We start from the raw sequence: 12,213 nt of genomic DNA on the forward strand, positions 1-12,213 counted from the left end.
AACGATTTATGGAAATTAATTTATTCAGCGATACTGTTACCAAGCCTACTCAAGAAATGTTGCAATTTATGTTTAATGCAAAAGTAGGGGATGATGTGTTTAAGCTTGATCCGACAGTCAATGAGTTAGAAGAAACTTTAGCGGATTTATTTGGTAAAGAAGCAGCGCTGTTTTTTCCTTCAGGAACTATGGCTAATCAAACGGCTATAAAATTACATACCAATCCTGGTGATGAATTAATTTGTGATAAATGGGCACATGTATTTTTATATGAAGCTGGTGGTGTTTCGTTTAATAGTGGTGTTTCTTGTAATTTGATTGATGGAAATCGCGGAATGATTACAGCAGAACAAGTTGAAAGAGCGATTAATGATCCAGAATTTTATCATGCTCCAATGACCAAGTTAGTTTGTGTTGAAAATACAACAAATAAAGGTGGTGGTGCGTGTTATGATATTGAAGATTTACGTAAAATTAAAGATGTTTGTACGAAACATAATTTAAAATTTCATTTGGATGGAGCGCGTTTGTGGAATGCTTTAGTGGCTAAAAAACAACATCCAAGAATTTACGGCGAATTGTTTGATACAATTTCAGTTTGTTTATCGAAAGGATTAGGTGCACCAATTGGTTCGGTATTAATTGGATCGAAAGAAGATATGAAACGTGCGCTTCGTATTCGTAAAATATTTGGTGGCGGAATGCGTCAAGCTGGATATTTAGCGGCTGCAGGAATGTATGCGTTACAAAATAATATTTCTCGTTTAGAAGAAGATCATCGAAAAGCGAAAGAGTTAGGAAAAATTCTTGAAACTTTACCTTTCATATATAAAGTAGAACCTATAGAAACGAATATTGTTATTTTTACATTGAAATCGGGTATTACTGAAACTCAATTTATGGATAAATTGAAAGAAAAGAATATCAATATTAGCAATATGGGACAAGGTAAATTACGAATGGTTACTCACTTGGATTACAAGCAAGTTATGCATGATTATGTAATGGAAACGTTGAGTAAGATAAGTTTTTAATTAGTTTCGATTTCCAAAGCAAAACAACTTTTTCCTTCTTTTGTAATTAAGAATGAACTCTCGGTATGATGAATTTCAATTGCATCTTTATAATTTAATTCTTGAATGTAATTTAAGTTTATCGCTTTGATGTGATTATTTAAAACCAATCTTATATCTGTCACATCCAAACACCATTCTAAATATTTGACATTATTAGCATGATTTACAATATCAATATCTGATAATTGAATTGTTTTCTCATTTTTAAAAGTAAATTCTTCAGGAATAGTTATTTTTTGAATTGGATTTGAAATGCTATCGGTATCAAATTTTTCAAAGTGTTCATGTGGTAAGGCCAAACTATCTGGTCTTCTGGTTTTAGTATTAATGACTACCCAAAATGTTTCGCAACCGACCAATTTTTCATCATTTAAATACATTTCCAAGCAACGAATGGAACGAGAATTCTCTAAGGTTTTAATCCAAGTTTTAATCGTTACAACATCATTCCATTTTGGTAATTTCGTAATTTCAACACGCATTCTACTCAAAACCCAAGCTTGATGATGTTCTTGCATGTCTAAATAGCTAATTCCGCCTAAATCGGCATGAATTCCTGCTACAATCTGAAATAAATTACAGATTTCGGTATGTTTTAAAAATCCATTTGGATAACAATGCTGAAATCCGATTTCGAAATTGTGTTGGTATTTTGAGGTAAAATTTGGAGAAACGGGCATGTTTAAAATTTAATACCTAATGAAATATTTAAAGCATTTGATTTATTAAAATAGTTTATATATTCAGGTATGGTTTGGACTTTAAAGGTATAAAAATTATATCCAATTGATGTAAAAAAAGCAAATTTTCGAGAAATATTATAGTCAAATTCTCCACAAATCCCCCAATAATCTCCATTGTTTCGGGCATAATATCCTGGAGCTCTTTGTTTTGTTTTTACATCTCCAACTAATAATTTTGGGATTATAGTAAATTTATAATCATTAAAATTATACTTGTACGATAAACTTACAGCATATTGGTTAAGGCTGATAGAATTAAAATTTCCAACAATTTCTGGTTTTTCAACTTCTGAAACATTTGTTTCATAAATTCCACCAAATACAAAGTTTTTGTATTCTACAAAATTCAATTCAGAATGAAAACCAAAATAAGTGGCTTCATGTCCATCGCTTAAAAAATTATTTCCTGTGAAAATTTTCATATTCGGAGCCATTTGAAAATCTGAAAATATTTTTACTTTTTCTTTTTCTACATTTTTTTCATCTATATTTTTTTCCTGACCCAATGAAACATTAGAAATAAGTACAAATAAAATTGATAATTTTAAAAAAGTTGCTTTCATTTTAAAAAATGATTGTATGGTAAATATTTTCTGAATTGCCTATGATAATAAATTCTGAAAAGATTGTACTCGTTTGAGTGGCATAATTATAAACTTTATATTTGACTTCGATTGTCTGATTTTTTTTGACTTTTTTTAGATATTCATTTGAGGGCATTTCATCTTCAAATGTAATCCATTCGTTTGCAATTTCTCCAATAAATTGCACTTCTTCTAAAGACTTTTGTGAAGTTGTATTATTAAAAGTCAAGTTTAGATTCGATAAGTTCGCTTTTAAAAATAGTTTTGCTGTAGGTAGTTGCATGCTATAATTTAAAATGGAAATATTTTTAATATTAACAAACGTAGTATTTGTTAATTCTGAAGTTGAAGTCACTTCTTCATTAATATAAACATTATAATGACCATCATGTTTAGATTGAGGAATTAAAATGGAATAATTACCATTTGAATCAGTATTTCCTATTCCTATTCTATCTATTTCTGTATAATTATCATCATACGAACTATAGACTTTAATAGATTGATTGGCTAGAGGTTGATTAAATTCGTTAATAATTTTACCTTTAAATTGTATTCTGTTTTCGCCATCATATTCTCTATCACATGAAAGAAATAGTATAGATAAAAATAACAGAAAAGATAAAAGATACTTCATGATTTTTATTTTATTATTGTATGTTTAAATTTTCAACTATTTCTTAATTATTTTTACAATTTTATTTTTAATTCCATAAAAATTTAGAAAATACACTCCACTTGAAAGACTTTCTAAATTAATAGTTTCATTTTCAGAAATTCCAATATTTTGAGAATAAAGTTTCTGACTTAAAACATTATAAATTGTAACACTATGAAAATTTTCTTTACTATTATCAAAATAAACTGAATTAAAAGTAGGGTTAGGGTAAATTTCAAATGAATCATTTGAAATATCATCATTAAACAAATTATTATTTACTGATATTAGTGCTGTTGCTGTATCATTTGTACAATTTCCAACCGTATTTATTTTATAATTAAAGGAGTAGTTTCCTGGAACTGTATTGGATGGAATACTTATTTGTCCTAAATTATTAATGGTTGCACCAGATAAAGGAATTGGTGGAATTAAAGTAAATGTAACAGCTGAAATACTAGATTGGTTATTTAATATTTCATTATAATAATCATTATTAAAAACACTTAATGTCAATCCACCATTCGTTGCATTAATAGGAGAATTTGTAAAATCATCATTAATTGCATTCAAATAATTAGTTGAATATACTTCCACTAACTTTACATTATCTAAATAATAATATGCTTCTGAACTATTAGAAACAGCTACATTATTACAATCAATATTTGTAATTGATTCTATTTGACTTGAAATATTATTTAATGCACCTAAATGTAAATATTTTAAATTAGGATTGCTGCCAGTGGTAAAAGTGAAACTTATTGTTTCCCATCCGTTACTGCTTGACGAAAGTACATTTGAAAATGTTGAATTGGTTAAAAAAACTACATTGCTAGTTATAAAATTATTAGGAATAATACCTCCTGTTGTTAATTGCAAATCAGTATCAGTAATTAAAGCTTGAAATTTTATAGGTCTTTGTCTGTTTTTTTCTGCAAGAGAAACATCAAAAGTTAAAGTATATGTTGTGTTTGGTTTTAAAGAACTAACTAATTCAGTTTTAATAGATTCTGAGTAAACGTTTTGTAAAACATAAGCTCTACCTGTAGCAATAACCATTCCTACATATGCGTGATTACCAGGAATTTTATCTAATTGAAAACCTTTAAAATTACATGGAATATTATAAAATTCACTTGTAGAATCTGAATTAAAATAATCTGCAGTTGCATGATAACTTGAATTATTCCATCCACAAGCTTTATACACTTGACTATTATAAGTAGGTGGATAATTATGTGATTCAAAGTCTCCATTTCTTACCAAACTACATATATCATTTTGTATGCAGTTATTTAATACATTTACAAATATATATGTTATATTTCCTCTTTTACCTGTGCTAATATCATAAGGTACGTATCGTAATAAATGTAAACCAGGAACAAATGATTTTAATGTAAAAGATTGATTATTTGCACCAGTAGTTTGAGAAAAAATAGCATTTAAATCAAATAAATCTTGTACAAATTCGTATCTCATGTTTGACGGTTGACCATTTGTATAATCATTATTTAGTATTCCGCTAATCGTAATAGGAGTACCTGAAAGACCTTCATATAAAAAACTACCCGTACTACTTAACCCATCATTTACACCTCCAATTCCAATTCCATTACAAACAGATGTATTATAATTTACATAAGTATGATTGGCATTATTTCCAAAAGTTGCTTTTAAACTATATCCAATATCACATAAAGTTAATCGCTCTTCAGATTTTAAATATCGTTTAGCAAAAGTTCCACTTGCTCTATCACTCATCATAAAATATTGATCATTTGTATTACCATTATAACAAGCATCTTCAAAATGACTTAAACTACTTCCTGGTTCATAACATGGTGGAGTATAAACAGGTATATTTACACTACCTGAGTAAACTATTGATGTTGAACAATTAAATAGTCCAGTATTACCTTGAAATGTTGATCCCGATGAACATTGAGGATAGATTACAGAATTTGAAACATTTGGATTAAAGACATAATCATACATTTGACAATTGGAAGAACCAGAGTATGTATTACTTAACAAAGATACATTTGAAGAGGATTTCAAAAATTTATCATAACGAGAATAATACCAACCTAATATATTCATATTTGAAGTATATGTTAATATACTATACCCATTTGAATCAATTAATGTGTTGAATCCTAACATATGTGTCAATTCATGAATCACAACTGTATAAAAATCAACACTATTAGTTACATAACCTGTACTTGAGTCGAATTTATTTAAATCTAAATTCCAATTTATTGTACTATTAAAGTTAAAACAAACATAACCATGGTAAAAATCAGGATTCTGTTGTGTAGTTGAAAAAGGAAACATAGTATTTGAATAAGAATTTACTCCTGACTGTATAGTCTTCCAAATTTCATTATCAACAATTCCTCTAGTTGGATTATCTTGGGATGGAATTATGGAATTTAGTTGTGGAATATTATAAAAAGAAGAAGCAGCTCCAGCAGCTTGAGTTGGTAATCCCAATGCAGTAGGGCTTCTTACCCAAATTTTAACTTTATTAGTGTTTCCAGTATTATTTAAAGGTGTGTTAATAAAATCAGACATATCGCTAAATGCTTGGCATATGATTGCTCTTCTTTGATCTTGAATTGGATTTCCAACAATTTCCATACCTGATCCAGTTTCAAAATACAATTCAAAAATACCAGACGTACATAATAAAGAAGAATTATTTGTTTTTCCTACACCATCATTTTTTGAATGTTCAACAATAATATCAGACAAATTATATTTATTTCCTTTATCATCAAAGACTACATCAAAAATTCCATTAGGTGAAAATTTTGTTTCGTTTTTTTGAGAAAAACTTGAAATACTAATTAATATCAACAAAATTGAAAAGTATTTATTATTTAAAATTGATTTTTTTAAAAGGAAAGAGAATTTTAAAAACATATTGAAAATAATTTTATGTAATAAAAGGGTTTATTTATAGAAGATGAATAAAGCCTTAAAAGGTTGCGTTTTTATGTGTTAAATTTTCAACAACTTTAATAATTTCATTTCTATCCGTTTCAAAATCAAACCAAGTGGCATTTTCAGTTCTTTTAAACCATGTCATTTGACGTTTTGCAAAACGGCGCGTATTCATTTTAATTTGTTCAATAGCTTCGTTTAAAGAAATTTTCTCATTGAAATAATCGAACAATTCTCGGTAACCAACCGTTTGTAAAGCATTTAAGTGCTGATTTGGTAATAAAGATTTCACTTCTTCAACTAAACCTTCATTTACCATTATATCAACACGTTGGTTAATTCGACCATACATAATTTCTCTGTCGGCTTCTAAACCAATAACAATAGGAGTGAAGTTGCGTTCGATTTTACGTTTACCTATAAAACTAGAATAGGGAAGTCCCGAACCTAAACAAACCTCTACAAAACGTTTCATGCGTTGTGGATTCTGTAAGGTTTGCGGATTTTCAGTTTGGATTTTTTGATAATATTCAGGATCTAATTCTTGTAATTTATCTTGAAGAAATTCGATTCCAAATTCATCGTATTTTGCATTTATTTCAGTACGAACACTTTCATCAATATCAGGAAATTCATCGAAACCTTTTAATACCGCATCTACATATAAACCTGAACCACCAACCATAATTTGGATGTTATTTTTTGTAAATAACTCTTCTAATTTTTCTAATGCTTCTTTTTCAAAATCACCTACAGAATAATTCTCAAATATCGATTTATTTTGAATAAAATGATGTGGTGCTGCTGCTAATTCCTCTTTGGTCGGAACTGCGGTTCCAATATTCATTTCTTTAAAAAACTGTCGACTATCGCATGAAATAATATCACAACCAAAATGTTGCGCTAAAGCAATGCTTAAGGAAGTTTTCCCTATGGCTGTAGGTCCGATGATTGTGATGAGAATATTTTGTTTCAAGTTTATAGTTTATAGTTTGTTATTCTGTCTTAAATTTAGGCCATTGATTATATCCAATTTTAGGATTGTTAGAATTGAATTTTAGGATTAACTCAACTTCTTTTTTATTTATTGTTGAAATATCTTCGGATTCAAAAAGTATTTCTTTGGTAATTGTAAAAGACTTTCTTTCTTGTTCAGAAAAATCTAATTCAATTAATTTTGAATTTGCACTACCAAAATAGTTTATAGAATTAGTTAAATCTTTTCCGATATAAATTTTACCATTTGGATAGGTAATTTTATAAATTACTTTTTTCATTTTTTGAAAATTCTAAAACTTCAAAACACGCAATACCTTATGTTTCTTCAAATACATTTGAATAATGGTTTTCGTATCGCGATTATTTTGCATTGGAATGATGATATTTCTCAATACCTCAACATTGGTAATTTGATAGTTTAAATCGAAAAAACAATAGCCTTTATAAATGCCATTTTCAATTAAAACAGCACTGCGCTCTTCAATACTTCTGCCTTTATCTACAACCACCATATTATTGCTTTCAAAGTGCATGTTTTGAATGAAATTTTCTACGCGAGCATTATATTCTTCTGGTGCTTCTTTTTGAACACAAGCACCAAAACATTCTTTTATTTTGTATTGAAAACAAGCGGTTTTTGTTTCGTATAAACCGTTGATTTTCTGACATAAATTATAATCAGATGTGATTTTAAAAAGCATATTTTTGCCTTCTTGTAAACTTGTAAAAGAAGTAATTTCCTTTTTTCTACCATCCGATTTTTCAACAGTTAAAGCCAAATATCCGTGTTCATCAACATGTGAATACATTGCATAATTGAACAAAGTTTTGCGTTGTGCTCTGTTATAAATTGGTTTATTGATTTTTATTTCTTCTGATTCTTTTAATAATGCAATTAATTCTGAACCTGTTTCTTCAAAAGTTACAGCATATACATCGCGTTGAATTTTTTTACTTTTCGAATTCGAACCTGTAAAATGTTGATTCACACGTTTTTTGATGTTTTTACTTTTTCCAATATAAATTAAATCACCTTTTTCATTGTGGATATAATAAATTCCGGTTTTAGAAGGTAATTTTTCAACGATGTCTAATAATTTAGGTGATAATCCGGCTTTGATTTCTGTTTTTACGAAACTCTTTACAATTTCTTTTTCCAAATCTTTTGCCAATAGCATTTTGAATAATTTCACAGTGGCTAAGGCATCACCACTCGCTCTATGTCTATCTGCCATTGGAATACCTAAAGAACGCACCAATTTTCCTAAACTATAGGATGGTAAATTCGGAATAATTTTTTTGGCTAATTCAACCGTACAAAGCGTTGGTTTTTTAAAATCGTAACCTAATCTTCTGAATTCTGTTTGTAAAATACGGTAATCGAAACTCGAGTTATGAGCCACAACAATTGTGCCTTCAGTAATTTCAATAATGCGTTTTGCCACTTCATAAAACTTTGGTGCGCTACGAAGCATGGCACTATTAATACCCGTTAATTTTACAACAAAAGGTTGAATAGGTTTTTCTGGATTAACTAAACTAATAAATTGATCTACCACTTCGTGACCATCAAATTTATAGATAGCAATTTCCGTAATACCTTCTTCGTTGTATTGTCCGCCTGTGGTTTCTATGTCGATTATTGAGTACAAATCAGTTTGCAGTGTTCAGTTTTTAGTATTAATTTTTAAATTATTGGCACATTGAAAATTGGCTAATTGATAATTATCTTCCTCCAAATATACTACTTCCAATTCGAACCATCGTACTTCCGCATGAAATTGCCAGTTGAAAATCGCCCGACATTCCCATAGAAAGCGTTTGAAGTAGGGAGTTTGAAACTTGAAGTTTATCAAAAATAGCTTTCAATAGTTTGAATTCTTTTTCAATTAGTGATTGATTATCTGTAAATGTTGCCATTCCCATTAAACCAACAATTTTGATATTTCCTAAATTTTTAAAATTTTCAGAAGTAAAAATCTCTTTTAATTCCTCTTCATTCAATCCAAACTTCGTTTCTTCTTCTGCGATATGAACTTGTAACAAACAATCAATAATTCGATTGTGTTTTTTCGCTTGTTTGTTGATTTCTTCTAACAATTTCAAACTATCCACACCATGAATCAAACTTACAAAAGGAGCAATCAATTTTGCCTTACGAGATTGTAAATGCCCAATAAAATGCCATTGAATATCTTTTGGCATTTGCTCATATTTATCTACTAATTCTTGAACATAGTTTTCTCCAAAAATACGCTGCCCAGCATTATAGGCTTCCATTAAATCGCTAACGGGTTTGGTTTTAGAAACCGCTACCAATGTAACGTGAGCAGGAAGTTGAGATTTTATTTCGGTAAGGTTTTGAGCTATTGACATGATTTAATTATTAAAATCTAAAATTTCAGAATTAAAATTATGAATTATATCATTTAGATTGTATCCAAGAATATTTTTTACGTTTTTAATTTTTGATTTTTTATCTATTTTAAATTCAAAATTTTCAGTAATTGTATCTTTATTCGGTATCGATTTTAAAAGTGAAATTTTCACATAAAATAATTCACTTTTAGAATAATATAATTCACAATAAATTGAAGATTCTTCTAAATTTGTTCGAAATACATTGGAAACATATATTGCTTTAATTAGTTTGTTGTTTTTTATTTCTTTAATTACATCGTCACTAGTAGGTTTATAATTAAATGTATTGTCATTTTTTGGATAGATAAATGTTTTTATCTCATATTGACCTTTTCCAATATTTTCTTTTTTATCATTTTCCATTTCAAAATGACCAATTTTATATCCATAATTTTCATTCACAGAACAAATGCTGTCAATTTGAGCAACAGTTAATTCTTTCTCTTGAGAAAAACTTAAGGTTGTAACTAATAAAATTAATAGCATTTTTTTCATGGTAAAAATTTATGAGATTCTGAAACAAGTTCAGAATGACAAGATTGAGGTTAAATTTCGTAAATCGTAAATCGTAAATCCCAAATCGAAAATTACAACTCATACACCACCAAACCACTTCTGAACTTAGGTTCAATATACGTTGATTTTGGAGGCATAATTAAATTATTGTCGGCTAAAAGTTTAATTTCTGAAATGTCTGAAGGAAATAACATAAATCCAACCGCAAATTCTCCATCATCAATCTTTTCTTTCATGTGTAAAATAGATTGTTTTCCAGGAATATAGTCGATACGTTCATCGTTACGTAAATCGCCAATTCCTAAAATAGGATGTAAAACCGTGTCGTATAAAATTTGAGCATCTAAATTCTCTAAAATACTTTTCGATTTATCTTTGAATTTATATTCTAATGCATAAAATTTTTCATCGAGATACATACCAAATTCATATTTGCTTTTTGGCTGATACAATTCTCTTTGTTTATCCGTAATAATAAAGTTTTTAGCCACTAATTTGATAAAATCTTCTTTAGAATGACCATTTAAATCATGAATTACTCGATTGAATTCATAAATTTTCACATTGCTTTCTGCAATTAAAAAGCTCATGAAATATTTTAAATTCGGATTTCCTAAACCTTTATCTTCTTCATATAATAATTCTGCAGAAGCTGAACGATGATGTCCGTCTGCTATATATAAATTCGGAATTTTTTCAAAATGTTGTTGTAACCAATCTATTTCCGACTCCGTATCAATTTTCCAAAGAGTATGAATTTCTTTGTTTGGAGTCGCAAAAGCATAAATTGGTTCACTTTTTTTACGCAAAGAAATAAACGTATTAATTTCTACAGAATCTGGATAAGTAATTAAAACAGGTTCGGTATTAAATCCCGTTTGATGTAAATAATCTTTAAATAATTCTACTCGAAATTGTAACGTATCTTCATGTTTTTTGATGATATTGTTTTGATAATCTTCAACAGAAGTTCCAGCAATAATTCCGGTAAACGTCTGATTCTTTGTCTGAATTTCGTATAAATAAAACACAGGATGTTCTTCGGAAATAAGAATATTTTCGTTTTTAAAATCCTGATATTTATGTAAAACACCTTTAAAACGCTTGTCGATTGTGATTTTTTGAGTATTCGCATACGCAGGATGAATCACGTGTAAAAACGAATACGGATTAAAGTTTAACCAAGCTGCAAGCTCCGCTGAACTATAATCGTCATACGTTCTACAAGTAACCAAAGCAACTTTATCTGCTGTGGGACGAACCGCTTTAAAAGGGATTATTTTACTCATTTATATCAATTGATAATTGACAATTGACAATTAATAATTTGTGTAAAAAATTATCAATTATCAATTATCCATTGTTAATTATTTTGAAAATTGAGAAGAAACTTTCTCAGCTTTTTTACTTTCTGAATAGTCGTAGAAACCTTCACCAGATTTTACTCCTAATTTTCCAGCCATTACCATGTTTACTAATAACGGACAAGGAGCATATTTTGGATTTTTGAATCCGTCGTACATTACGTTTAAGATAGATAAACAAACGTCAAGTCCGATAAAATCTGCTAATTGTAATGGTCCCATTGGATGTGCCATACCTAATTTCATTACAGTATCAATTTCTGCAACACCAGCAACACCATTGTATAACGTTTCGATCGATTCGTTAATCATTGGCATTAAAATTCTGTTAGCTACGAAACCTGGATAATCGTTTACTTCGGTTGGAGTTTTACCTAATTTTACAGATAAATCCATGATAATTTTAGTTACTTCATCAGAAGTAGAATATCCACGGATGATTTCAACCAATTTCATAATCGGCACCGGATTCATAAAGTGCATACCAATTACTCTTTCTGGATGAACTACTTGAGCAGCAATTTGAGTAATAGAAATAGAAGATGTATTACTTGCTAAAATTACATTATGATCACATAAATCGCTTAATTGCTTGAAGATATTTAATTTTAATTGAACATTTTCTGTAGCTGCTTCCACTACTAAATCACATCCAACAACACCATCTTTAATATCTGTGTACGTAATAATGTTTGAAATTGTTTTGTGTTTATCTTCTTCAGTAATACTTCCTTTAGCAACCATTCTGTCTAAGTTAGCAGCAATTGTTGCCATTCCTTTTTCTAATGATTTTTCAGAAATATCAATTAATTTAACTGTAAATCCTGATTGTGCAAATGTATGAGCAATTCCATTACCCATTGTTCCTGATCCTATTACGGCTATTTGTTTCATTTT

At 28.8% G+C, this 12,213-nt stretch carries 12 protein-coding genes; 1 reads left to right on the forward strand and 11 read right to left on the reverse strand.

Annotated features, from left to right (window positions below):
- Positions 1–8: 8 nt before the first annotated feature.
- Positions 9–1,034 (forward strand): threonine aldolase family protein, encoded by a 1,026-nt coding sequence (locus BMY86_RS02695; protein WP_091464804.1) that lies wholly within the window; start codon positions 9–11, stop codon positions 1,032–1,034.
- On the opposite strand, the gene BMY86_RS02700 is transcribed toward BMY86_RS02695, so the two are convergent.
- The 11 genes from BMY86_RS02700 to BMY86_RS02750 all read right to left on the reverse strand — a co-directional run bounded on the left by BMY86_RS02700 (position 1,031) and on the right by BMY86_RS02750 (position 12,210).
- Entirely contained in the window at positions 1,031–1,756 is a 726-nt protein-coding gene (locus BMY86_RS02700) for an acyl-[acyl-carrier-protein] thioesterase (RefSeq protein ID WP_091464806.1), read from the reverse strand. The genes BMY86_RS02695 and BMY86_RS02700 overlap by 4 nt on opposite strands.
- 2 nt (positions 1,757–1,758) lie before the next feature.
- Positions 1,759–2,382 (reverse strand): hypothetical protein, encoded by a 624-nt coding sequence (locus BMY86_RS02705; protein WP_091464809.1) that lies wholly within the window; start codon positions 2,380–2,382, stop codon positions 1,759–1,761.
- Between the two features lies 1 nt (position 2,383).
- Positions 2,384–3,040, reverse strand: a complete 657-nt coding sequence (locus tag BMY86_RS02710; RefSeq protein ID WP_091464811.1) for a hypothetical protein — start codon at positions 3,038–3,040, stop codon at positions 2,384–2,386.
- Between the two features lie 36 nt (positions 3,041–3,076).
- Complete coding sequence (locus BMY86_RS02715) at positions 3,077–5,932, reverse strand: T9SS type A sorting domain-containing protein (protein WP_177177109.1); 2,856 nt, start codon at positions 5,930–5,932, stop codon at positions 3,077–3,079.
- Between the two features lie 118 nt (positions 5,933–6,050).
- Positions 6,051–6,992 carry a tRNA (adenosine(37)-N6)-dimethylallyltransferase MiaA gene (gene miaA / locus BMY86_RS02720; protein ID WP_091464817.1) on the reverse strand — a complete coding sequence of 314 codons (942 nt, stop codon included), beginning with the start codon at positions 6,990–6,992 and terminating at the stop codon, positions 6,051–6,053.
- A gap of 19 nt (positions 6,993–7,011) precedes the next feature.
- Positions 7,012–7,293 (reverse strand): GIY-YIG nuclease family protein, encoded by a 282-nt coding sequence (locus BMY86_RS02725; RefSeq protein ID WP_091464819.1) that lies wholly within the window; start codon positions 7,291–7,293, stop codon positions 7,012–7,014.
- 12 nt (positions 7,294–7,305) lie between these two features.
- Positions 7,306–8,667: an exonuclease domain-containing protein gene (locus BMY86_RS02730; RefSeq protein WP_091464822.1), complete on the reverse strand. Its 1,362-nt coding sequence runs from the start codon at positions 8,665–8,667 to the stop codon at positions 7,306–7,308.
- 73 nt (positions 8,668–8,740) lie between these two features.
- On the reverse strand, positions 8,741–9,391 hold the full coding sequence (locus tag BMY86_RS02735) for a YggS family pyridoxal phosphate-dependent enzyme (RefSeq protein ID WP_091464825.1): 651 nt from the start codon (positions 9,389–9,391) through the stop codon (positions 8,741–8,743).
- 3 nt (positions 9,392–9,394) lie between these two features.
- Positions 9,395–9,931, reverse strand: coding sequence for a hypothetical protein (locus BMY86_RS02740; protein ID WP_091464828.1), 537 nt, complete (start codon positions 9,929–9,931; stop codon positions 9,395–9,397).
- Positions 9,932–10,023: 92 nt separating this feature from the next.
- Positions 10,024–11,241 (reverse strand): DUF1015 domain-containing protein, encoded by a 1,218-nt coding sequence (locus BMY86_RS02745; protein WP_091464830.1) that lies wholly within the window; start codon positions 11,239–11,241, stop codon positions 10,024–10,026.
- Positions 11,242–11,319: 78 nt separating this feature from the next.
- The gene (locus tag BMY86_RS02750) at positions 11,320–12,210 is read right to left on the reverse strand and encodes a 3-hydroxyacyl-CoA dehydrogenase family protein (RefSeq protein ID WP_091464832.1); all 891 of its coding nucleotides are present in this window, start codon (positions 12,208–12,210) and stop codon (positions 11,320–11,322) included.
- Positions 12,211–12,213 lie beyond the last annotated feature (3 nt).

Source organism: Flavobacterium urocaniciphilum (assembly GCF_900110615.1).
GTDB classification, from domain to species: Bacteria; Bacteroidota; Bacteroidia; order Flavobacteriales; family Flavobacteriaceae; genus Flavobacterium; species Flavobacterium urocaniciphilum.